Below are 23030 nucleotides of genomic sequence, written 5' to 3'. Positions count from 1 at the left end.
AAAGACATGAAATAAGATGAGATTAAAACTGCCCGTAAATGAACGATTGGTGAAGACTAATAATCAGTGGGGATGAAAAAAATCCCCACTGACTAAAGTTTCATTTTATTGTTTTACATCATTATAATCATTAGATTTTTCAAATGCTGCAACTACATACGAGCAAACAGCTTGCATTTTATAACCTTTCTCACGTGCATAAGCCGCAGCATGATCCAACAATTTTTTTGCCACACCTTGGCCACGGAGTTTATCTGATACATATGTGTGATCCATTACCATTACTTGACCCTTTTGTTGCCATGTAATTTCCGCTAATCTTTCCCCTTCTTGCTCATAGACAAAAGCAAGCTTATTTTCTGCTAGCTGTTGTAATTGAAATTCCATTTCTCACCACTCCTTTTTATCATAGTAACATAGCTCTTTACATGTAACACTAAAAAAGCCCCCTATGAAAACAAAAGAATCTGCTACATTTCTCTAGTAATCAAGAGAAAGTGTTACAGATTCTTTTCTGAATTAATTAAACCAGGACGCAATTGTATCCTTTAAATTAGCAAAGAAATTTTTCACACTTTCCCAGAATCCTTTGTCTTCCATTAGTGATCCGAATTTATCTTTAATCGTACTGCTAATATCATCTAATTGTTTAGACCATTTACCAAAATCAATGTCTAGTTTACTAATTTTATTCATCAAATCAACTAGTAATTGACGGTCCTTGTCACTTAAATTAATTTCAAGCTTGTTTAATTGCTCTTGCACAATCTTTTCAACTTCTTCTTTAGTTGCTGGCTTCGATTCTGCAATTTCTTTTTTGATTTCTGTTAGTAATTCCGCAACCTTAGCATCGTCCACGCCTGCTGATTGCGTAAGAGTAGTTGCTACTGATAGTTCATCATTTGCAACATCTGTACGATCAGTATCTAGCTTTTCACCTGTTGTTACTTCGTAAGCTTTATATATCCCCACAAGCGCTGAATGGCCTGTTACTGCCTTAGGTGCAGCCACCTGTACTGTTGCATCTTCAATACCTGCAGTTAGCATGGCATTTGCATACATTTCAGAAGTAACCTGTGTAATATTTGACGGTGTAACAATTTCAATAACTAAGCCTTCTCCTGCATTCTTGCGCGTAATCTTGGCAGAAGAATACATACGAGAGCTTGAATTACTATCTTTAATATATTTAGCTAAGTCTTGACCTGAAACTGTAATTTCTTCAACTTCAGGCTCTTCGCTCACTTTTAATGTCTTTTTAACAGACTCTTTTTCAGTCTCAGATAAGTTTGCACCGTATACGACGATTGGTGCTCCTAGTTTTTCATCAATTGCTTTAGGTGGCGTATTATCAGCTGCAAAACTTGTTGCTGGTGCCATCACGCCAAATACTAACATAGTCGCTGTTAGTATTTTTATCCACGTTTTTTTCAAATTGTGTGACCCCTTTCGTTAGAAAACTCATTTGGCCTGTATACTATTTGCCAATCAATTATGCCTCGGCATAATTGCAGCTGCCGCTTCGCTTTCGCGCAGAAAACATTCGCCGCTGTCGCTACAGATAAACAATGCGTCCGGATTCGGCTTTGTGCTTAGGCCTGCACGAGGGCCGACACGATGTCGGTCATCTCGGTAATGCCACAGGCCGTGGCGTTTTTACCGATGCAGGTCAGTTAGCCGTTATCGCATGGGTGCGGTGATTTTAGGCTAACATCCTTTATTGAGCTCCATTCCGAATCCGTTACATCCGCCAGAGGCTTTACCTTCTTTCAGCAAATATCTTTTGTACCAAAAGCGTAGCGACAGGTACAGATGTTTGGCCTCACGTTGAAAGAAGGTAAGCAATAATTAGTACGAAAAAAAGACGAGAAGGTTTCAAAGTAACTCTCGTCATTTTCTTTAAATTCATTTAGTTACATAAAACACTTGTAGCTGTCGCTTCGCTTTCGCTACAGAAAATAATTGTAACTGCCGTTTCACTTACGTTACATAAAACACTCGCTGAAAGAAGTTAGATTTCCTCTGTCCAACCGTCCTGCTGTTTCACCTTACCGGCTTTCATAAGCGTACCTAACGCTCGTTTAAATGCACCTTTACTCATTTTAAACATTTCTTGAACTTCATCAGGTGAGGATTTATCGCCAAATGGCATTTTGCCCCCTACCTCTTGTAGATAATTTAAAATTCTTTGTGCATCATTTGAAAGACGCTCATGTTTACGTGGTAAAAGTGAACCATTCATTGAACCATCATCTTTTACATCAATAATACGAACATCTACATCTTGTCCAAGACGAGGTTCTGTATTACGCTCTGACTCATGAACAAAAATACGGTACGGAATCTCCACACCTAATAAAAATGAGCCAACTGGTAATAAACGATATGGACGCGCCTTAATGTTTTTATTGTGCATTTCTTCAAATGCACCTTCATACAATTCCGAAATTTTTTCTTCAGTTGCTAAACGTCCAAATAAATCACCATTGCGATCTGTGCGTAATGTCATAAATAAATGGTCGCCTGGTGCAGGCCAAAGTTCTTTTATTGCAGGTAAATCTTCAGCTTTTACTAGCACCTCACGTGAAGTACCGATATCTACAAAAGCCCCTTCACGCTCGACTACTTTTAGAACACGAGCCCAGCCATATTCGCCTTGTACGAAAGCTGGAATAGCTGTTGTAGCCGCTAAATCGCCACGACGATCCGCAAATAAAAATACTTCAAGGCGGTCACCTATTGCAAGTGGCTCTGTTACCTCTGAAGCATTTAAGGGCAGTTCGTCAACCCCATTTGTTAAGATCCATTTCGACGCTTGTTGTTCTAATACAGTTAACGTAACAACTTCACCTGATTTTAATTCGTTCATATTGTCTTCCTTTCCCTCTTACCATCATCTTCACAAAAACTTTAGAAATTATGATGTGTTCTAGATGCCTCTAGTTTTTTAACGATGTCCGGATTTTCTTCTATTACTTGCACAAGATCCGCAATTCGATCGATTGAGTTCCAACTTAAATGATGTTCAATTCCTTCTACATCATCGTAAATTCGCTCTTCATCTACACCAATGATTCGCAAAAATTGCTCTAGAAGCTCATGGCGCAGTACAAGACGTTTTCCAAGCTTTTCTCCTTTAGGCGTCAATGTAAGGCCACGGTATTTTTCATAAACTAAATAACCATCTTTATCTAATTTTTGAACCATTTTTGTAACAGAAGAAGGAAGAACAGATAATGCTTCAGCAATGTCAGACACACGAGCATACCCTTTATTAGTGATTAATAAATATATTTGTTCGATATGGTCCTCCATACTAGGTGTTGGCATATCCTTTTCCCTCTCTTTCCTTTTCTTACTCTCTAGTTTACTACAAGCTTGCCTTAAAAGTTAACTGAAAATACATATGCCCGAAAAACAATACATGAGCATCCTAAAAAGAACCAACTTCATATGTTGGCTCCCGTGTAGTTGGAAAATTTGTGGCAATGAAATTAAGGTATCATTTTAAATAAAGTATTGTCTTTGGCAAAGCGAGGGGTTGATTTCCGTTCCGACTGGGCGCTTTCCTGGGGGCGTCCGATGAGCCGCTTCACTCGCGTTGCTCGCTCCAGGGTCTCATCTGTGACGCTAATCCCCAAGGAGTCACCCAGTCTCCACTCCAATCAACCACTTCACTTTCTAGCATGACATTCTAATTTATAACGATAAAAAGAAACTTTAGCAACAAATGTTTTAAGTGCGAAAGTGTAGCGGCAGCAACATCAGATGTACAAACTCGTCAATGTTATAAGTCTATTCAGTTCAATTATAATGAGTAGCCAAAGCGTTCACTTTTGAAATGTATAAAACTTATAATAGCTCCACACTATTGTAGAGTGGAAGGCTACTCGACTCCCGTGGGAAAGCGAGACAGGCGAGACCCTGCACTGAGCGGATGTTTTCTGTGCGAAAGCGTAGTGCTAACGTAGCGGCAGCAACAACAGCGGAGGAAGCGGCTCGACGCTCGCCCACTGGAAGCTCTGCTCTGTGCGAAAGCGAAGCGGCCGCAACAAAGCGAGTAGCCTGGAACGGACATCCCCCTCATATAATGCATCACATCATTCACTAAGATTTCCTTGACCATTTTGTTTTTCAAAAATATGAAGAGCCGACTTCATATAGAAGTTGGCTCTTCCTTATGTCGAGGATGCTTATTTACCACATGTAATGCATGAATAATCTCTTTATTGATTCGTTCAATATTTTCTGGAGTATTCATCACTCTAAATGCTTCATCTCGGGTTTCCATAGATGTAACATACTTGCTAGGCAATGCATTTAGTGTAAGTGCCACTGTGTCAAGTTCACAGATTTCACATTTACAAAATGTTTGATATTCCGGTCCTCGTAGTAGAAAACTTACTAAACCACGCACAATTTCCTCTGTAACATTTACTAAAATAGGATCTGACATATTCAAACCTTCGCCTCATTTATATTTAATTGTTACATTATTCCTGAAACCATAATAACGTTAACAAAGCTTTTTTTCAAGAATCGCTAGTAGCATCTATATCAAAACATATTACTAGCTCCTGAGAATGAATCAATTATGCCTCGGCATAATTGCGTCCGGAATCGGCTTTGTGTTTAGGCCTGCACGAGGGCCGACACGATGTCGGTCATTTCGGTAATGCCACAGGACTTGGCGTTTTTACCGATACAGGTCAGTTAGCCGTTATCGCATTGCATGGATGCGATGATTTTAGGCTAATATCCTATATTGAACTCCTTTCCGATTCCGTGACATCCACCGGAGGCTTTAGGCCAACAAATGTTTTTTGCGCGAAAGCGAAGCGTCAGCAGCGGATGTTTGGACACCTGCTGAAAAGGTAACTTAAAACCGAAATCTCCCACCTATAGAGGTGGGAGATTTCGGCTGAAAGAAGTTATATTCCCTATACACTTCCTCCAGATTATAACTTATTCACTATTTCTTAGTTTTAATTAATCGTAATGAGTTTAACACGACTAGTAACGTAGCACCCATATCTGCAAAGATGGCAATCCATAATGTTAGCCATCCCGGGATAACGAGTAACAAGGCAACTAATTTTAGCGCTAAGGCAAATATAATGTTCTCTTTAATGATGCGTAATGTTTTCCTACTTAAGCCAATCGTATAAGGAAGCTTCGTTAAATCATCACCCATTAATGCGATATCCGCAGTTTCTAGTGCTGCATCAGTACCAGCACCTCCCATTGCAATACCAACATCGGCTGAGGCAAGTGCAGGTGCATCATTGACACCATCTCCTACCATCGCTACTGCACCAAACTGTGCACGTAAATCTTTAATGGCCATTAATTTTTCTGCTGGTAATAAACTTGCTCTCACATCTGTCATATTTAAAGAAGTTGCAATTGCCTGTGCTGTTGGCTCTGCATCACCTGTTAGCATAACTTTATGCTTCACTTTTAAAACATTTAATTTATTCAAGACATCTTTACTTTCTTGACGTAATTGATCAGCAATACCTATCATCCCTATAAACTGATCATTACTAACAGCTGCTACAACTGTTTTACCCTGTTGTTGAAGTTTTTCAACCTGTTTTTTTATCATTTCATCAACAGTCGTTAATGTAGCAATCCATTTTAAACTCCCTACATAGATTATTTTACCATCTACCGTTGCGTAGGCACCCTTGCCTGTTACGGATTGAAAGTCTGTTGGTAAAAGCTCTGTTAAATTTTTCTCGTGCAATGCCTGTAAAATTGCTTTAGCTAATGGATGCTGTGATTGCTTTTCAACTGCCGCAACTAACTGTAAAACATAATCCTCAGACATCTTTTGCGATGTAAAAATATCCGTTACAGCAGGTTGACCTTTTGTAAGTGTTCCTGTCTTATCAAATGCTATTGCTTCAATATGACCAAGCTGCTCTAAATGAATTCCGCCTTTAATAAGAACACCCTGTCTAGCAGCATTCCCGATTGCCGTAACAATAGCAACTGGTGTAGAAACGACTAATGCACATGGACAACCTACAACAAGGACAGCTAATCCTTGGTAAATCCAATGTTGCCAATCACCTATAAATAAAGGAGGGATAACCGCTACAAGTAAAGCTACAATCATAATTGCAGGCGTGTAGTATTTCGCAAAGCGATCAACGAATTGCTGTGAAGGTGCTTTTTCTGCCTGTGCTTCTTCAACAAGATGAATGATTTTTGCAATTGTTGTGTCCTCTACTCGCTTTGTCACACGAACCTCTAGGGCGCCTTCTTCATTTAGAGTTCCTGCAAATACTTCGTCATCGACTGTTTTACTGACCGGAATAGATTCACCTGTAATCGCTGCCTGATTCACCGCTGACAATCCACTAACTACAATTCCGTCCATTGCAATCTTCTGACCAGGTTTAACGATTAAAATGTCACCAATCTCAATCTCCTCCGTTGGTAACTCCATCTCATGGAAATGTTCGCCATGCGCTCGCTTTATCGTTGCTGTTGGTGGAGCAATATCCATTAGCTGACGAATCGATTGACGCGCCTTATCCATTGAATACGCTTCTAGTGCTTCACTTACAGCGAATAAAAAGACAACAACGGCCGCTTCTTCCCATTCTCCTATAATGGCTGCACCGATTACTGCAATGGTCATCAGCGTCTTCATATCAAATTCAAAGCGTGCTAGATTGCGGAAACCTGTTTTAAAAATTCCAATTCCCCCGACTAGAATCGCGATAATAAACATCCCAATAGTTAGTGGCTCAGTTTCACTACGCATTGCTCCAAACACATATCCAAGCACTATGAATAGCAAGGAGATTCCAGCTAATATATTTTCTGTTTTTCGATAAAAAGGTGTTGATTTTTCAATTGTTCTTGCTGTTGATTGGGATACTTTTATGCCGTCGAAGGCACCTGCTTCTTCAAGCTGATCAACTTCAATATTACCAATAACCATTATTTTAGAAGCACCAAAATTCACTTGTGCATCCTGGACCTCGGGAATAGCCTTCACGTTTTTTTCGAATTTTGCTGCACAGCTGGCGCAGGATAAGTTTTGTAGCCTGTATTCTTGTTTAGTTGGTGTCGCTGCCATTTACAATCCCCTCTTTCACATGTTCGTAGGCAATCGTTACAATTTGATACACATGCTCATCAGCTAAAGAGTAGTACATTTGCTTTCCTTTACGATAGGATTTCGCTAAATTATTATCTTTCAAATAACGTAAATGATGCGATGCTGTTGCTACTGAAGAGCCGATAATGGAAGCAACATCGCAAACACATAATTCATCTTTGACCGTTAAGGCATACGCAATTTTAAGTCTTGTTTCATCAGATAATGCCTTTAAAAATTTTGCTACTCCTGATAGATCTGGCATTTGCTGTTGGACCTTAATGACAGCTTCTTCATGAACATGTGTTATCTCACATACTTCTTTTGGCATTTCCTCACCTCATTCAAATGTTCGTTTGATTGTGTTCACTATAACATAATATTCCATCATATTCAAATGAATATTTGAATGTAAATGATTTATATCACAGATTTAAAAATACTTTTATTTAAATTGTTAACTCATAAATATAAAAGTAAAAAAGCTATCACTTCAATGTGATAACTTTTTTCGAATGAATTAAGATGTCATATTAAAAAGTGAAGATTCAACAACATAATAGTAAAGTAGTCACTCAATACACTAATAGGCACGCTAGTGAACTGGTTGATTGGAGCGGAGACTGAGCGACTCCTAGGGGATCAGCGTCACAGATGAGACCTGGAAGCGAGCAAATAGAGAAACGGAGGCTCACGTCCTGTGATAACGCCTTCGTGACCAACATCCTGTTGGCCTAAGCGGCTCATCGGACGCCCCAGGAAAGCGCTCAGTCGAAACGGAAATCAACCACTTGTTTTGCTGAGAAACCATGTTGTCTTAATATAAAAACCTATAGATTCTTATATCCTCTCATCCTATTGTGCTTTTAATCGTAACGTTTTACCTTTAATATCTTCTTTTTTCACAAACGTTTGATGATAATCTCCATTAGCCCAATCCATTACTTGATCTTGATACCAAGCCGATTTTACATGTCCGCTCTGTCCGGGACCAACGATATGATAGGCTGAACTCAAATCACCAACGTCTACTACAAAGCGCCATGATGCTCCATGATTAACATTTCCAGCTAAGTCATTATCAGCAGCTTGAACAGTAACCTTTGAACCACCAATAGGAACCTTTTTAGCATTAAAATATGCTGCAAGAATCGGCGAAGCTTTACCTAATGTATGGTCAAAGGTAAGCTGATGGAAGTTACCCCATTTCCATTTCGATACGTTTTTTCCGAATTGATCTTCTATTTGTGCGACAGTGAGCTCTAACGCCTTGTAAACTGTTGCATCTACTCCACCCTGCTCATCAATCCATATGCTCTTCTTACCGGCATAAGCTGTACGTAAAAGCTGGTCTGTAATATTAAACTTCCCATACATTAATTCATACATATCTTCTGGCATCTGATCCTTAAATAACACTTCCTGTAACTTTTCCATTAATGTATGGAACACTAATGGCGCCCCTGAATCCTTTGCATCTACCATGTTCCAATTCTCTAATAATTTAATAACATCTTTATATTTTCCATCCTGATCTTGTACTTTTATTGATGTTAATAAATATGGTAAAAACTCACGAGCATATAGGTTATGCTGATCCATTTGTAAATTCATCATGTCTTCCACCGTGAAAGAGTCATTCGCCGCTAAAACTTCCTTAATCCGTTCAAAACGATAAGGCTGTGCCCAGAAATCTGTTATATGATAAGGATATTCTTCCCCAATAACTTCATTATTCGCTGTTGCAATAAAACCTTCATCTGGATTTACTACAGTCGGAAGTTCATCCCACGGGATAAAGCCCTCCCACCCATAGTCACTAGAATCACCCGGTACCGGTAATTGCCCGTCCCCTTGTTTTCGAATCGGAATTTGACCATTCGCTTTATAAGCAATTGTGCCATCCTTTGATGCAAAAACAAAATTTTGAGCTGGTGCCTTAAAATCTTCTAATGCTTTTTCAAATTCACTCCAGGATTTTGACTTATTAAAGCCTAGCACTGCACGTAGTTCTGTCGTTGGTTGCAGTGCCGTCCACTGCATCGAAAATTGTGCTGTAGGCTCAGTATCTTTAAAAGCTAAATCTGTCATGATTGGGCCGTGACGTGTGACAACGACTTCAAAATCTACTGTTTCGCCGTCCTTTACCTTAATCGGTTCATTACGTACCTCTGCCTGCTCCCACTCGCCATCATAGCGGAATTGTGCTGGATTATTCGGATTTGGTATTTCAATATATAAATCCTGTACATCAGGTCCAACATTCGTTACCCCCCATGCAATGTTATCATTGTGGCCTAAAATAATGCCCGGAACACCTGCAAAGATTACGCCACTCACATTTTGCTCAGGAGATTGTAGATGCATTTGATACCAAATAGATGGTGTACTTAATCCTAAATGTGGATCATCCGCTAAAATTGGCGTACCATTTTTTGTTTTCTTCCCCGATACAACCCAGTTATTACTGCCGTTAAATTCATTTGGCAACATTTCTGCCTTAAAATGCCCTGCCACGGCTACGGGATTTTCTTTATTTGCCTTGATAATAGATGAAGCGTTTTCAGGATACTTTATAAATAATTCTTTAGCTTTTTCTTCACCAAAGTTTTGTAAAGCCCAATGACGGAACGCAAGCGTATTCCAATTACCCCCTAAGTCATAGGCCATATATTTACCAATAGTAAGAGAGTCTACAACGGACCATTTCTCCGGTTCGTAGCCTAGTAATGCAAATTCATAGCTTAATGTATTATTTTTCTTAGCCTGTGCAATAAAAGCATTGACGCCATCTGCAAACCACTCAAGTACCTGTCTACTTTCTGCATCATAGGTAGATAATGATTTTTCAGCTGCATCACGCAAGCTAAACGTTCGGAAATGTTTGTCCGTATCAATAGTTGCCTCACCAATTATTTCCGACAAACGACCACTAGCTTGTCTTCGTGCCAAATCCATTTGAAACAGTCGATCTTGCGCTTGAACATAGCCTTGTGCACGATATAAATCTGCATCTGTCTTAGCAAAAATATGAGGGATTCCCTTGTCATCCCTTGTGACAGTTACATCCTGATTTAGCACGCTCACTGAAAGCTCTCCTTCAATTACTGGTTTTGATTTATTCATAAACCATGTAAATCCAATAAATGCGACAATAGCTACTACAGCTAAAAATCCCGCTATAGCCAGTAGCCACTTTTTCCATGTAAACTTTCTCACATCCTGACCCCCTTTTTGCAATATATTCTTTTACCTTTTAAAGATTCGAAGTTTAATGTTTATTGCTTTGCAGTATAAAAAAAATCGTATTTCCTTTAGAAAATACGATTTTTTATGGTGTTGAAAAACTATTGTCATATTAAAGGGGCTCTTTGTGAATGTTATAGATAGATGGTTTCCATTCCAGGCTAATAGCTTCCCCGCGAACGCACTTCCTCTACCTATGTTTCCATTACACTTCACTTTCGTACAAAATATTTATATTGCAAAAGTTTCGTTCTATCACTAAAAATTAGACTGTCGTGCCAGAAGATAAAAGATATGTGAAGAGGTTGATTGGAGTGGAGGCTGGGCGACTCCTTGGGGACCAGCAATAGAGGAACGAAGGCTAAAACCATCACGTCCTGTGATAACGCCTTCGTGACCAACATTGTGTTGACCCGAGACCCTGCAGCGGAGCGAAGCGGCTCATTGGACGCCCCCAGGAAGCTTTGCTCTGTGCGAAAGCGTAGCGACAGCAACAACAAAGCGCCCAGCCGGAACGGAAATCAACCCCTCGTTTTGCCGAAGAGCCATACTTTAATTGATCATTTTATTGTTCATAAATCTTAGTTATTAAGTTGTAATTCAATTGGACAATGATCACTGCCCATAATATGTGAATGAATGCTAGCCTCATTTATGTTGTTCTTTAGTCTTTCAGAAACAATAAAGTAGTCAATACGCCATCCGATATTACGCTCGCGTACTTTATTCATATAAGACCACCATGTATAGTGATCTGTTGTATCTGGATACATGTAGCGGAATGAATCTACAAAACCACTTGCCAATAGCTCCGTCATTTTTGCACGTTCTTCATATGTAAAACCTGAATTACCAACATTAGACTTCGCATTTTTTAAATCAATGTCCATATGTGCGACGTTTAAATCACCGCAGTAGACTATAGGCTTCTTAGAATCCAACTCTTTTAAATATAACGCTAATCGATCCTCCCATTCTAAACGAAGAGGTAGTCTAGCTAAATCACGCTGTGAATTCGGGGTATAAACATTTACTAAGTAAAAATCTTCATACTCTAGTGTAATAATTCTCCCCTCTTCCTGCGATTCATCGTCACCAACACCATAATGTACTGCAAGTGGGGTATGTTTTGTAAAGATGGCTGTACCTGAATAACCTTTCTTCTCTGCATAATTCCAATATTGCTCATATCCCTCAAGAGATATCTCCACTTGTCCAGCCTGACATTTTGTTTCTTGAATACAGAAAAAATCTGCATCTACATGATTGAAGAAATCTAAAAATCCTTTACCTAAGCAGGCTCTAATTCCATTAACATTCCATGATATAAACTTCATTTTCTGTTTCACTCCTCAAAAAAACGCCCTCCACCATTAGCGAAGGGCGTAGTATCCTATAATTCGTCACCAACGATTTTCACTTCTGTTTCTAAGTCGATGCCAAACTTTTCTTTAACTACTCGTTGTACCATTTGGATTGTTGCAATATAGTCAGTAGCTGTTGCATTACCTTTATTAACAATAAAGCCTGCATGTTTCGTTGATACTTCTGCATCACCTACGCCTTTACCTTGTAAGCCACTATCTTGAATAAGCTTGCCAGCAAAGTAACCTGGTGGGCGCTTAAAAACACTTCCTGCAGATGGGTATTCTAACGGCTGCTTAGATTCTCGCTGAAACGTTAAATCAGCAATTTTTGCATCAATTTCTTCCTGTACACCTTTTGCTAATTGAAATTCGGATGATAATACATAATACCCCTTCTTGGCAATGATACTATGACGATAACTAAGTTCAAGTTCATCTTTCGATAATATTAAAATTTCGCCTTCTTTTGTTAATACTTTCGAAGAAATAATAATATCCTTAATTTCACCGCCATATGCACCTGCATTCATTGCCATAGCTCCTCCAACTGAGCCAGGGATACCACATGCAAATTCAAAACCTGTTAAAGATGCTGCCGCAGCCAGTTTCGATACATCCTTAATAAGTGCACCGCTTTGCGCGTAAACATGGTCACCATTAATGCGAATCTCATCTAAAAATGAAAATGTAACAACGATTCCTCGATGACCGCCATCACGAACGACCATATTAGATCCATTACCTAACATTAATAAAGATATATTATTCTTATGGGCATAGCGAATAACCGTTGCTGCCTCTTCCTCTGTTTCAACGAGAACGAAAACATCCGCTTTACCGCCTAATTTTGTCATAGTATATTGCTGTAATGATTCATCTAACTTAATATTGGCTGGATTAACACTCTGTGCTAAATCCGTCGCCCATTGTTCTTTTGTCATGAGAGCTAATTCCTTTCTAACGTCCTTCTTACTCTACACTAGTATGGATTTAGAACCCTAATTTGACAAGTAAAATGAAGGTTATTTTTTTCTCGCCTTATCGGGGAGCGAGGGGTCCCAGTAGAGATGATGAATATAATAAAGAAAATTCATGGTCATTCGTATTACATATGTCCAATGTTTATCTATCCATCAAAAATTTCGAGATAGACTTCATACTTATCTTCTATTGAAAGAAGTTAAAGCCAACTCGTTGCCCATGATTCGATATTGCGGATTGCTCCTTCTAATGCCCAACCTTTATCCGTCAAAGAATACTCAACACGCACTGGTACCTCTGAATATACTTTTCGTTCAACAAGTCCTTCTTTTTCAAGCTCTTTTAAACGTTCGGATAATAAACGTCCACTTACAGGTAATGAAGATTCAATCTCATTAAAGCGCTGTGGTCCGTCTAATAATTGATATAAAATTAGCCCCGTCCAACGTTTTCCAATTAAATCCATTGCTTTAGCTAATCGAGGACATAAATTTGACTCACTCATTTTTTTCACCTCTTATGTACTCTATTGTAACGATTATTATTAAAAAAGTAAATTTGAAGTAACTTATTTACTTATGATAATCTATTAACTGTTTTTCATTTAATTACTAATTGTAACTTAGAGGAGTTATCATTTTTGGGATTTACTTTAGATTCAACTTTTAAATAGGTAACTACCCCCTTATGGATACAGTCTCTAGTATGAATGTTAAGACTCATGATGGCATAGAAATTAGCCATGACCGTCCGATTAGGGGAGAGTCATGGTACAGCAATGTAAACGCAACTTACTTCTATATAGATGCGCATGATTTTATTAATATGACTTCTTCCATGGTTTATCTCCTTTGTAAAAGAAAAATTGACGTTATGTTGACGAACCTGCATTGCACGGATCATAGTTTTTATACTTATGTCAAATATTAACAAAATAAACTTCAATCAATGTAATATTCTCTCATTTTTTCTAAATACTCATTGAATATCCGAATTGTTTAATTTATTATTCGTGTAAGATACTGTTTTAGGGGGCTTTTCTGTACGACATATGATGATAACAAAAATATATGGTGTATTTGAATCGTACGATGCAGAATAGCTTTTTCAGACATTGAATAAATGGCGAGTGCAAACATTTCATTCACAATCGCTGTTGCTAGTGTCTTTACGAAAAACTTTGATTGTGATGTGCTTGTAACTCCCTGATTTTTTTGACGCTGACATTTATCCAAAAATTTTATTTACGTCTACATATATTGAAAAACTAGACGACAAGAAATTTGCTAAACATGGAGATTTAACTAATCAATTATGCCTCGGCATAATTGTAGCTGTCGCTACAGATAAACAATGCATCCGGAATCGGTTTTGTGCTTGAGTCCTTTCTGTTTCCGTGACATCCGCCTTTATAACGACTTCAAGCATAATATTTCATATTTCATAGATTGGAGGCCTTTTATGGTTGGGTTTGATGAATTCACTTTTGTACCCAGTTTTATTTCAATAATGTTTTTTATCGTGTTCGGTATTATAGCATTTACTATTATTAAAGGTGTCTTACAATGGTCGAAAAACAACAATGAACCATTATTAACAGTACCCGCTAAAGTCGTAACAAAACGTTCTAATACTAGTGGAGGTTCTGGTAACTCTAGTGCCTATACATCGTACTATGTAACGTTCGAAGTGCAAAGTGGCGATCGTCTAGAATTAAAAATGAACGGTCGTGATTATGGGCAGCTTGCAGAAGGTGACTTTGGCTTATTAACATTTCAAGGAACACGTTATCATACATTTGAGCGACAAAAAAAGGAGAGTGGCGTTTAACAACGCACTCTCCTTTTAACATTTCATTATTACTTAATTAAATATTTACCAAAGCCGCCTTCTGTATCTCCTAAATATTCGATATTGCTACCTGCTGGAATGACTTTTTGTGCAGCCTTTGCGGAGTTGTAAATAATCTTTGTATTTGCTGGGAACGGTACAAATGACCAGTTATTATCCGCAGCAGGATTAACTGTTTTGTTTTCCATCACGTAATCAATTACAGCTTGGCGATTTTCATAAGCATAGTTTGTTAGGTTAGAGGCATCTTTATTTTTAAATGTTGCACCATAAGATCCACCCACGCGGTAATTGTTCGTAATGATGATAAATTCTTGATTTAAATCGATTGGTTTACCGTTGTATTGTACGTTTTTAATACGGTTTGCTTTTTCGTCTACCAGAATACCTCGACTATCATATTTCGCTGGAGACGTTACATCGATTTGATATGTTAAACCATCTAATACGTCAAAATTGTAAGAACGTGCCTCTGGGTCAATAATATTTTGTTCTTCCGTTTTATTTGGATCAATTGTTGCAAAAATACCAGCAGCCATTTCTAACCATTCAATTGCTTGCGCACCAGTTACTTTAATCGTTGCAACCGTATTATCGTAATAATAGATGTCCGCCATATTTTTTATGGCAAGCGGACCTACAGGAATGTTTGTATAATCTGAAGGGTTGTTACGAGAACCTGCTTTGAATGGAGCACCAGCAGAAAGAATTGGTGTGTTTTCATCAGCAGTACCCTTTAATTCTTTTTCAATAAACCATTTTTGAGCTTGTGTCACAATTTGAATAGAAGAATCATCTTGAACCATTGAGAAGTAGCTATGGATTGGTGCAGTTGTCTCGCCAACAGGCTGACGAATATACTTCAATGTACCTTCATGCGCTTCTTTAATTGCATTTAAAACTGTTTTAGATGGTTGTAAGCCTTCTTGTTTAATAGAACGGAGAGACCCTTGTCCATCCACTACAACCCATTTAGAGCCTTGTTGTTCTAGTTTTAAATCAATGACTCCTAGATAGCTACCATAGCTTCCTGCCATTACAGTAGGAACTCCGTTAATTGTCCCTTTTCCTTGATCAACATGTTTAAGATTTTTATAGTCACCTGGGAATGTCAAATGAGAGTGACCTGTAATTAAAGCGTCTACCCCTTCAATCTCAGAGATTTGATATCCAACGTTTTCGTTACCTTTTACGTAAGAATCCTCACCAATACCTGAGTGTGAAAGTACTACAATTACGTCTGCACCTGCTTTTTGCATTTCTGGTACAACCTCTTTCACCGCTTCAACTGGTTCTTGCATTTCTACTTTGCCTGCTAAATGAATAGCATCCCATTCAACAATTTTCGTAGGTACGATACCTGTAACGCCAACTTTAAGTGTGTGCTTTTTACCTTTATTGTCTACAACCTCTTTATCAAGAATTACATAAGGTGTATACATAAGCTCTTTCGTTTTAGCGTCGTATGTGTTTGCATTTACGACTGGATATTTTGCATCATTTAATACTTCATCTAAAAACGCTAAACCATAGTTGAACTCATGGTTCCCTAAAGTTCCACCATCATATTTCAGTGCATTTAGTGCTGCAATAGCTGGATGAACTTCACCTGGTTTTAAAACGTTCTCCAACGCTTTATAAGATCCTAGTGGCGTTCCTTGAATTAAATCGCCATTATCAAATAATAATGTGTTTGGATTCTCAGCACGGGCTTGTTCAATTAATGTTGCTGTGTTTGCTAAACCTATATCAGCTGATTCAGTATCTAAAAAATAATTATAATTTGCAAGATTTGTATGAATATCTGTTGTTCCTAAAATTTGAAGATCTACTTTAGTTGTAGATGTAGGTAATTTATATTCGGCTACAAAACGTTCAATAATACTTTGCATTTGCTCAGTTGTTACATAGTCATCAGGACGAATTGTGTTATCTTCAAAGCCTTGTAATATGTTTGCAGCAACGGCATTCGCTATATCTTGCTTATGTGTTGTTGCAACTTGATTTGCATCTTTAAACTGAGCTAATACAGAAAGTGGAGCGTTTTCATTGACTAATCCACGAGCAGAAATAACAAATGCTTGTTGACGTGTCAATTTATCATTTGGACCAAACAATGTCGCAGTTTTACCTTTAATAAGCTTCAGTTCTACTGCTTTTTCTACATACGGGGCTAAATCCTTAGAGACGTCAGTGAAGGCAATTTTGGAACCATCACCTAGCTCTACATTTAAGCTTTCTACTAATTCTTTCACATAATCCCCACGCGTTACATCGTTTGATGCAGCATTTGCGGATAGTCCAAATGGTAAGACCGCGAATAGAACAAGTAACATCGCCAAGAATTTAGTCATTAATTTCTTGTTCATGAAACACCCTCCTTAAAAATCTAATATTTTCCTACAATTTCTATTATATTATACTAATTGCTTTATTAACTGAACGAATAGTCCCAATTGTATGTATTTTTAACCAAATAACAAAACACTTTACTTAAAAACAATAGATTAATATCATTTCACATTTATTTCACCAATATGATGTTATTAAATGTAAATCAGGAATATGCGCATAATACCAATATTTTAGACCTCTTCACCATTACCATACCTCTATGAAAGAAATAAAAAAAAGTCCTCTCAAATTAGAGAGAACTTTTATTAAAAAATAATTTATTATGCATTTACAGTTTGTAAAGATTGAGCTACTTTTTTAACCGCTTCTAGGCCATTTGCAATAATTTCTTGAGCTTTATCTTGTGACGCGTTATGACCTTCAATGATAACCTCTTCGATAATTTCCATACCGAACATGCCAACAACATTTTTGATGTAGTTAACTGACATTTCCATTGGTTGTGCTTCAGGTGCAGAATAGTAACCACCACGAGCATTGAAAATAACTACTTTTTTGTCAGTCATTAAACCTTCTAATTGACCGTTTTCATTATATTTAAATGTATAACCAGCTTGGAATACGTAGTCAATGAAAGTTTGTAATTTCGCTGGGATTGTTAAGTTCCAAAGTGGGAAAGCAAATACAACAACATCAGCTGCAGTTAAAGCATCCATAGCTTTTTGTTTTGCTGCTAAAAGACGTGATTCAATGTCAGTTAACGCTTCACCGTTTTGAACTTTACCAAAAGCATTGAAAAGATCTTGACCGAAATAAGGCATATCTTCTGCGAATACGTCAAAAGTCGTTACATCTACACCTTGTACATTTTCCATAAATGTGTCATACATTTTTGTTGAAATACCATCTGGTCGGTTGTTAGCTTTTACTACTAATACATTCATTATATAAATTCTCCCTTAAAATCAAAGTTTAATATCTCGAATTCAAGATATATAAGTATATTAAAAAAATTTACGAAAAAAGTCAACGCTAGTAGACTCAGACTTTTGACCGAAATGTGGTTGATTCAAACTATTTGCACCATACGTAAGGTTGATATCCATTCCGACCGGGCGCTTTCTTGAGGGCATCCGATGAGTCGCTTCACTCGCTCCAGGGTCTAGGACCAATAGATGTTTTTTGCGCGAAAGCGTAGCGCTAACGAAGCGTCAGCAGAGATTTTGTTTGTGCGAAAGCGCAGCGACAGTTACTGCTACAGCACGATGTTGGTCACGAAGGCGTTAGTTATCACAGGACATGACGGTTTTAGCCTTCGTTCCTCAATTGCTAATCCCCAAGGAGTCGCCCAGTCTCCATTCCAATCAACTTTGCCACACGAAATCCGTTTAACAAAGGTCATCCCCTTTTGGAAATGAACTATTAAAACATATGTGTTAGGTTGCTTGAAGCGTGAAATGAACTTACAGAGCTTCTTCGTGTTTCGAGAGTATTCCGTAAGGGAATCCAACCTTTTCGAGATCCTTACCCGAATGTTGTTATAGTCAGATTGGCTCCATGCCCAAAGAGATCAGGTCCTATTATTTCTGGCCTTTTATCCGACAAAATTAAAATTTACAACTATCATCAGTACAAACTCCACCATTTTCAGAGCCTGCCATCTTTAATCCTGGTTGTAAGCCTTCTTCCTCAGCAACTTTACGTAAAGTTTCTTCAAATACTTCTTGAGGTTGTGCTCCAGAAATACCGTACTTACGATTTAATACAAAGAACGGTACTCCTCTTACGCCAAGCTGTAGCCCTTCTTGTATATCAGTCTCTACGTCTATTTTAAAATCATCGTTAGATAGAACCTTTGCAACTTCTTCACGGTTCAGACCTACTTGCTCAGCAATATCGATTAATACATCGTCATGACCAATACGCTTTGTTTCAATAAAATAACTATATAATAGTGCTTCAACAAGTGCTGTAACATCCCCTTGTTGTTCGGCCCATTTTACTAGACGATGCGCTTTTAATGTATTTTCCTCCATTGAATTATCAAAGTTATAATCTAGACCAACTTCTTTTGCGCGAGCAGCAACACCTTGCGTCATTTCCTTCGCTTTTTCTAGCGACATTCCATACTTTTTCGCCAATGCTTCATACGTAGACACATTGGTATCGACAGGTGTTGTTGGGTCAAGTTGATAACTTTTATAAACGAGCTCTACCTGCCCTGCAAAACCCGTATCCTGAATCGCCTTCTCTAGTTGCTTTTTACCAATATAACAAAATGGACATACATAATCTGACCAGATTTCAATTTTCATAGGTCGTCACGCTCCTTTTGCTACATTGTAGCGATAGTAAATACTGCAAGGCAATTTTTATGCTTCATTGCATAAATTTTCAAATCAATCTACATACTGAACGTAAAAACAATGTGAGGGTTATGTATGACACAATCTCTTTGGCTCGGTACAATTGATCCCGTCTCGCTACCATCGCTTCCTGCATCAACAACTTGTGATGTATGTATAATCGGTGGCGGATTGACGGGACTATATACAGCATATGTCTTAGCAAAATCAGGAGTAGATGTGGTATTACTTGAGGCAAATTCCCATATCGGTCATGGTACAACTGGTAATTCGACAGGAAAATTAACTGCACAGCATAGCTTAGTTTATGCCAACCTTATTGAAAAACTTTCTGTTGATGAGGCACGACTCTATTATCAGCTCAACCAAATAGCTGTAGAGAAAGCATTACAGTTACTTCCTAAAGAAAGTATTCAACAAGTAGATTCCTTGCTTTATTGCCAAACAAAAGAAGGCTATGCCCAATTATTAAAAGAATGGAATGCCTACAAAGTATTAAATATTAAGGCGAAAATCACTTCTGATACAGAGCTTCCCTTCCCAGTTACAAAAGCACTTAGCATGTCCCAGCAGGCTCAAATCCATCCAGTAGAAGTTTGTAATTTCCTTGTAAAAGAAGCATTATCAATGGGTGCGAAAATCTATACAAATACCCGTGTTCAGCAATTAAACATACCTCAGAATAGCTTACATACCGTAAACAATATGTCGGTTCAATACAATAAGCTTATTTTGTGCACACACTATCCAATCGAAGCCTTTAGAGGACTTCAACTTTTTAAACTTTCTAATAGTCGCTCCTATATGGTTGCTAGCAAAATTACCGATACACTACAAGGTCAATATTTATGCGTAGATAATCCTACTCGCTCTATTCGGACGGCTACCATTAACGGCGAGCATTATTTAGTATTAGGTGGAGCTAATCATATTGCAGGGGAAACAACTAATACGGAGCCCTATTATGAGGCCATTCAAAATGAAATGAAGGCGCATTTCGATCAGGAAGCCATCTATCGCTGGTCAGCACAGGACATTGAAACACCTGATATGGTCCCTTATGTTGGCAGGATTACACCATCCTTGCCTAATGTTTTCATTGCAACTGGCTATCGAAAATGGGGAATTTCCAATTCTTTTGTAGCAGGAGATATCCTATCATCCCTAATAACAGGAGCAGGGAATGAGGATGGTGCAGTTCCTCTTTATTCTCCAGCACGTACGAAATTTGGGGCTCAGTTTATACAGATGCTAAAGGTAGGAGGCTTTGTAGCCAAGGAGTTTGTGGCAGGTTATGTGAAACACGCAAATACACCAACTTGCACGCATTTAGGCTGTAAAACAAAATGGAATGAAGCTGACGAAACATGGGATTGCCCTTGTCACGGCTCTCGTTTTAATGCCAAAGGAGAAGTTCTTGAAGGTCCTGCTGTACACCCATTAAAACTAGATTAAAAAAAGAGGTTGCCTTTTTCAGGGCACCCTCTTTTTTTTATTTCAATGCATCAGTTAAAACTGGAACGATTTGTTTTTTACGAGATACAACACCTGGTAAAAGAACGCGATTATTCACAAGCTCCGCGCCAAATCCTTTTGCTGCAGCCTCTGCTACTTGTCCAACTGCAACGGCTGTTGAATCATTGTTTAAAATATCCGTTACAACAAAGAAGAATAAATCTAAGCCGTTTTCCGCTGCATTTTTATTTAATAAAATTTCTAATTCCTCTTGGCGACCAAGTATATCGTTAATATCGACAGCGTTTACTTGAGCTACTACAGATTTATATTCACCGAATTGGAATTCTTTTGCATCTAATGATAAAAGATCTTCTAATGATTTATCTGAAAGGTCAGCACCTGCTTTAAGCATTGCTAAACCGTATTCAGCAGCATCAACACCTGCAATTTTCGCCAGCTCCTCACCAGCTTTTACATCTTGCTCAGTGCAAGTTGGAGATTTGAATAATAATGTATCAGAAACAATAGCAGAAAGCATTAATCCAGCAATGTTTGCAGGAATTGCTACGCCATGTTCTTTGAAGATTTTGTTTAAAATTGTTGCAGTACAGCCTACAGGTTCTGCACGGTAGTATAGTGGATCAGCCGTTTGGAAGTTGGCAATACGGTGATGATCAATGACCTCTGTAATTTGTACCTCTTCAATGCCATCAGCAGATTGCTGGAATTCATTGTGGTCTACAAGGATTACTTTTTCTGCTTCTCCAACTACTGATGAAATTAAACGAGGTGCCTCAAAGCCAAATTTATCTAAAGCAAATTGAGTTTCATTATTTACTTCTCCAAGGCGTACCGCTTCAGCATCAACGCCAATTTGCTGTTTTAAATATGCATATACAATTGCAGATGTAATTGTGTCTGTATCTGGATTTTTATGACCAAAAACTAAAACTTTACTCATTGAATTTATTCCTCCTGAATGGCAATAACATTTATATTTTATTTTATCATACCTTATGAGCAAACATGATATAAAGTGAAAGTTTATCTATAAAGGATCTACTACCAATATACAAATCAATATGCCTCGGCATAATTGCGTCCGGAATCGGCTTTGTGCTTAGGTCTGCAGATGTTTTTTGTGCGAAAGCGAAGTGTCAGCAACAAAAGCGGGCCATCAGACACCGCGAGGAAAGCGCTCAGTCGGAACGGAAATCAACCTCACTCCACGGAGGTGAACCAAAAATTACCTATCCACACTAATTATAGGTTATTATTGAATTTAATATATTTATCTGTTAAAAACATCCTATTTATAACACTTAATAATAATAATACGTAGTTTATAAAAAATATTTACTATAAGTAGATATATAGTTGTGTTTTTATATTTAAGAAACCATAATTTTATGCTATTATCAGGTAGTCTATATATATATTAGGATATACAAGAAATGGGGATCACGATGACAAAGAAGATGGAAAAAAAGTATATTCCTTTAGCAAATTATTTTGAAGTAGCTTTACAACAAGAAATTACTTTATCATTTAGCGAACTCGAAAATATTATGGGACAAGCCTTGCCAAATGCAGCTTACTTGAATAGGAGCTGGTGGAAGAAAACAAAGCCCCCTCTCTCTCACTATTTGTCATGGACAAATGCAGGCTACTATGTCATTGATGTTAAACTCGGTACCAGTGTATCTTTCTCGCGTACACAAATGAGGACTACGAGTAATATTTCTAAAGATGACGAAAACCCATCTGCATACATAATTCGAGCAATTGAAGCATCAGATGCCAGATCATTTATTCATTTGCAAGAAGAAATTTTCCAACAAACTGACTTCATGTATAACATGGAAAATGAATTAGACCTTACAGTTCAACAGCTTCGTAAAGATTTAATCAATTGGAAACAATTAAAAAACCGTACAATTTTACTTTGTATATTAAATGGTAATTTTGCTGGTTATGCCGTTATCCATGGATATAAACATTCTAAAGCTAAGCATGTTGCATCAGTCCGTCTAGCTGTTAAGGAGGAGCATCAACGACAAGGTATTGGTTCAGAGTTGATGAAGGCAGTTGAACAATGGTCTAAACAGCGGGATATTTCGCGCTTAGAAGTATCTGTTATGGAACATAATGATTGTGCTTTACATCTGTTTAAAAAACTAAATTTTAAGCAAGAAGGTATCCGACAAAACGCTATTAAATTAAATGGTACCTTTATTAACGAATATAGCTTAAGTAAAATTTTATAAACTTCTTTTTCAAGGATGTCTA

20 protein-coding genes are annotated in these 23030 nt (G+C 37.9%); 5 read left to right on the top strand and 15 right to left on the bottom strand.

The window, feature by feature from the left end; all coding sequences use genetic code 11:
• Window positions 1-105 precede the first annotated feature (105 nt).
• The 4 genes from ACYQ73_RS19935 to mntR all read right to left on the bottom strand — a co-directional run bounded on the left by ACYQ73_RS19935 (window position 106) and on the right by mntR (window position 3330).
• Window positions 106-387 (bottom strand): GNAT family N-acetyltransferase, encoded by a 282-nt coding sequence (locus tag ACYQ73_RS19935; RefSeq protein WP_460014061.1) that lies wholly within the window; start codon window positions 385-387, stop codon window positions 106-108.
• 132 nt (window positions 388-519) lie between these two features.
• Entirely contained in the window at window positions 520-1434 is a 915-nt protein-coding gene (locus ACYQ73_RS19930) for a DUF1002 domain-containing protein (protein ID WP_460014060.1), read from the bottom strand.
• A gap of 577 nt (window positions 1435-2011) precedes the next feature.
• Window positions 2012-2869, bottom strand: coding sequence for a CvfB family protein (locus ACYQ73_RS19925; protein WP_460014059.1), 858 nt, complete (start codon window positions 2867-2869; stop codon window positions 2012-2014).
• Between the two features lie 41 nt (window positions 2870-2910).
• Window positions 2911-3330 carry a transcriptional regulator MntR gene (gene mntR / locus ACYQ73_RS19920; RefSeq protein ID WP_460014058.1) on the bottom strand — a complete coding sequence of 140 codons (420 nt, stop codon included), beginning with the start codon at window positions 3328-3330 and terminating at the stop codon, window positions 2911-2913.
• A gap of 616 nt (window positions 3331-3946) precedes the next feature.
• Here mntR and ACYQ73_RS19915 point away from each other — a divergent pair.
• Window positions 3947-4111 carry a hypothetical protein gene (locus ACYQ73_RS19915; RefSeq protein WP_460014057.1) on the top strand — a complete coding sequence of 55 codons (165 nt, stop codon included), beginning with the start codon at window positions 3947-3949 and terminating at the stop codon, window positions 4109-4111.
• A 45-nt stretch (window positions 4112-4156) separates the two neighbouring features.
• On the opposite strand, the gene ACYQ73_RS19910 is transcribed toward ACYQ73_RS19915, so the two are convergent.
• From ACYQ73_RS19910 to ACYQ73_RS19880, 7 genes are all read right to left on the bottom strand, one after another.
• Complete coding sequence (locus ACYQ73_RS19910; RefSeq protein WP_460014100.1) at window positions 4157-4456, bottom strand: late competence development ComFB family protein; 300 nt, start codon at window positions 4454-4456, stop codon at window positions 4157-4159.
• Window positions 4457-4972: 516 nt separating this feature from the next.
• The gene (locus ACYQ73_RS19905) at window positions 4973-7096 is read right to left on the bottom strand and encodes a heavy metal translocating P-type ATPase (protein ID WP_460014056.1); all 2124 of its coding nucleotides are present in this window, start codon (window positions 7094-7096) and stop codon (window positions 4973-4975) included.
• Window positions 7077-7448, bottom strand: a complete 372-nt coding sequence (locus ACYQ73_RS19900) for an ArsR/SmtB family transcription factor (RefSeq protein ID WP_460014055.1) — start codon at window positions 7446-7448, stop codon at window positions 7077-7079. The genes ACYQ73_RS19905 and ACYQ73_RS19900 overlap by 20 nt, the downstream gene beginning before the upstream one ends.
• A 524-nt stretch (window positions 7449-7972) precedes the next feature.
• Window positions 7973-10336, bottom strand: coding sequence for a penicillin acylase family protein (locus ACYQ73_RS19895; protein WP_460014054.1), 2364 nt, complete (start codon window positions 10334-10336; stop codon window positions 7973-7975).
• 608 nt (window positions 10337-10944) lie between these two features.
• Complete coding sequence (locus ACYQ73_RS19890) at window positions 10945-11700, bottom strand: exodeoxyribonuclease III (protein WP_460014053.1); 756 nt, start codon at window positions 11698-11700, stop codon at window positions 10945-10947.
• A 56-nt stretch (window positions 11701-11756) separates the two neighbouring features.
• Entirely contained in the window at window positions 11757-12671 is a 915-nt protein-coding gene (gene murB / locus ACYQ73_RS19885) for a UDP-N-acetylmuramate dehydrogenase (protein WP_460014052.1), read from the bottom strand.
• Between the two features lie 239 nt (window positions 12672-12910).
• Window positions 12911-13216, bottom strand: coding sequence for a winged helix-turn-helix transcriptional regulator (locus ACYQ73_RS19880; RefSeq protein ID WP_460014051.1), 306 nt, complete (start codon window positions 13214-13216; stop codon window positions 12911-12913).
• Window positions 13217-14172: 956 nt separating this feature from the next.
• Here ACYQ73_RS19880 and ACYQ73_RS19875 point away from each other — a divergent pair.
• On the top strand, window positions 14173-14541 hold the full coding sequence (locus tag ACYQ73_RS19875) for a DUF2500 domain-containing protein (protein ID WP_460014050.1): 369 nt from the start codon (window positions 14173-14175) through the stop codon (window positions 14539-14541).
• 29 nt (window positions 14542-14570) lie between these two features.
• Here the strand turns inward: ACYQ73_RS19875 and ACYQ73_RS19870 are convergent, their stop codons facing one another.
• Together ACYQ73_RS19870 and ACYQ73_RS19865 are read right to left on the bottom strand one after the other, a co-directional pair.
• Complete coding sequence (locus tag ACYQ73_RS19870; RefSeq protein WP_460014049.1) at window positions 14571-16931, bottom strand: bifunctional 2',3'-cyclic-nucleotide 2'-phosphodiesterase/3'-nucleotidase; 2361 nt, start codon at window positions 16929-16931, stop codon at window positions 14571-14573.
• A gap of 306 nt (window positions 16932-17237) precedes the next feature.
• The gene (locus tag ACYQ73_RS19865) at window positions 17238-17861 is read right to left on the bottom strand and encodes an FMN-dependent NADH-azoreductase (RefSeq protein ID WP_460014048.1); all 624 of its coding nucleotides are present in this window, start codon (window positions 17859-17861) and stop codon (window positions 17238-17240) included.
• 231 nt (window positions 17862-18092) lie between these two features.
• Here ACYQ73_RS19865 and ACYQ73_RS19860 point away from each other — a divergent pair, with 231 nt between their 5' ends.
• Window positions 18093-18335 (top strand): hypothetical protein, encoded by a 243-nt coding sequence (locus ACYQ73_RS19860; RefSeq protein ID WP_460014047.1) that lies wholly within the window; start codon window positions 18093-18095, stop codon window positions 18333-18335.
• 189 nt (window positions 18336-18524) lie between these two features.
• Here ACYQ73_RS19860 and ACYQ73_RS19855 read toward each other — a convergent pair whose 3' ends face one another.
• The gene (locus ACYQ73_RS19855; protein ID WP_460014046.1) at window positions 18525-19232 is read right to left on the bottom strand and encodes a DsbA family oxidoreductase; all 708 of its coding nucleotides are present in this window, start codon (window positions 19230-19232) and stop codon (window positions 18525-18527) included.
• A gap of 126 nt (window positions 19233-19358) precedes the next feature.
• On the opposite strand from ACYQ73_RS19855, the gene ACYQ73_RS19850 reads away from it, so the two are divergent.
• Window positions 19359-20738 carry an FAD-dependent oxidoreductase gene (locus ACYQ73_RS19850; RefSeq protein ID WP_460014045.1) on the top strand — a complete coding sequence of 460 codons (1380 nt, stop codon included), beginning with the start codon at window positions 19359-19361 and terminating at the stop codon, window positions 20736-20738.
• Between the two features lie 37 nt (window positions 20739-20775).
• Here the strand turns inward: ACYQ73_RS19850 and ACYQ73_RS19845 are convergent, their stop codons facing one another.
• Window positions 20776-21702: a manganese-dependent inorganic pyrophosphatase gene (locus ACYQ73_RS19845; protein WP_460014044.1), complete on the bottom strand. Its 927-nt coding sequence runs from the start codon at window positions 21700-21702 to the stop codon at window positions 20776-20778.
• Between the two features lie 505 nt (window positions 21703-22207).
• On the opposite strand from ACYQ73_RS19845, the gene ACYQ73_RS19840 reads away from it, so the two are divergent.
• Window positions 22208-23008, top strand: a complete 801-nt coding sequence (locus ACYQ73_RS19840) for an N-acetyltransferase family protein (RefSeq protein ID WP_460014043.1) — start codon at window positions 22208-22210, stop codon at window positions 23006-23008.
• The last annotated feature ends 22 nt before the right edge of the window (window positions 23009-23030 follow it).

This window comes from Lysinibacillus sp. CTST325, from assembly GCF_054665055.1.
Note: the sequence above shows the minus strand (reverse complement) of the source record. Positions and strands in the feature narration are given on the sequence as shown.

What these genes read in the sequence shown, in the direction of transcription:
- mntR (WP_460014058.1), bottom strand. Translation starts at nt 3,330, where the DNA reads ATGCCAACACCTAGTATGGAGGACCATATCGAACAAATATATTTATTA.
- ACYQ73_RS19935 (WP_460014061.1), bottom strand. Translation starts at nt 387, where the DNA reads ATGGAATTTCAATTACAACAGCTAGCAGAAAATAAGCTTGCTTTTGTC.
- ACYQ73_RS19875 (WP_460014050.1), top strand. Translation starts at nt 14,173, where the DNA reads ATGGTTGGGTTTGATGAATTCACTTTTGTACCCAGTTTTATTTCAATA.
- ACYQ73_RS19870 (WP_460014049.1), bottom strand. Translation starts at nt 16,931, where the DNA reads ATGAACAAGAAATTAATGACTAAATTCTTGGCGATGTTACTTGTTCTA.
- ACYQ73_RS19880 (WP_460014051.1), bottom strand. Translation starts at nt 13,216, where the DNA reads ATGAGTGAGTCAAATTTATGTCCTCGATTAGCTAAAGCAATGGATTTA.
- ACYQ73_RS19855 (WP_460014046.1), bottom strand. Translation starts at nt 19,232, where the DNA reads ATGAAAATTGAAATCTGGTCAGATTATGTATGTCCATTTTGTTATATT.
- ACYQ73_RS19890 (WP_460014053.1), bottom strand. Translation starts at nt 11,700, where the DNA reads ATGAAGTTTATATCATGGAATGTTAATGGAATTAGAGCCTGCTTAGGT.
- ACYQ73_RS19905 (WP_460014056.1), bottom strand. Translation starts at nt 7,096, where the DNA reads ATGGCAGCGACACCAACTAAACAAGAATACAGGCTACAAAACTTATCC.
- ACYQ73_RS19910 (WP_460014100.1), bottom strand. Translation starts at nt 4,456, where the DNA reads ATGTCAGATCCTATTTTAGTAAATGTTACAGAGGAAATTGTGCGTGGT.
- ACYQ73_RS19850 (WP_460014045.1), top strand. Translation starts at nt 19,359, where the DNA reads ATGACACAATCTCTTTGGCTCGGTACAATTGATCCCGTCTCGCTACCA.
- ACYQ73_RS19865 (WP_460014048.1), bottom strand. Translation starts at nt 17,861, where the DNA reads ATGAATGTATTAGTAGTAAAAGCTAACAACCGACCAGATGGTATTTCA.
- ACYQ73_RS19840 (WP_460014043.1), top strand. Translation starts at nt 22,208, where the DNA reads ATGACAAAGAAGATGGAAAAAAAGTATATTCCTTTAGCAAATTATTTT.
- ACYQ73_RS19845 (WP_460014044.1), bottom strand. Translation starts at nt 21,702, where the DNA reads ATGAGTAAAGTTTTAGTTTTTGGTCATAAAAATCCAGATACAGACACA.
- ACYQ73_RS19925 (WP_460014059.1), bottom strand. Translation starts at nt 2,869, where the DNA reads ATGAACGAATTAAAATCAGGTGAAGTTGTTACGTTAACTGTATTAGAA.
- ACYQ73_RS19860 (WP_460014047.1), top strand. Translation starts at nt 18,093, where the DNA reads ATGTTTTTTGCGCGAAAGCGTAGCGCTAACGAAGCGTCAGCAGAGATT.
- murB (WP_460014052.1), bottom strand. Translation starts at nt 12,671, where the DNA reads ATGACAAAAGAACAATGGGCGACGGATTTAGCACAGAGTGTTAATCCA.
- ACYQ73_RS19900 (WP_460014055.1), bottom strand. Translation starts at nt 7,448, where the DNA reads ATGCCAAAAGAAGTATGTGAGATAACACATGTTCATGAAGAAGCTGTC.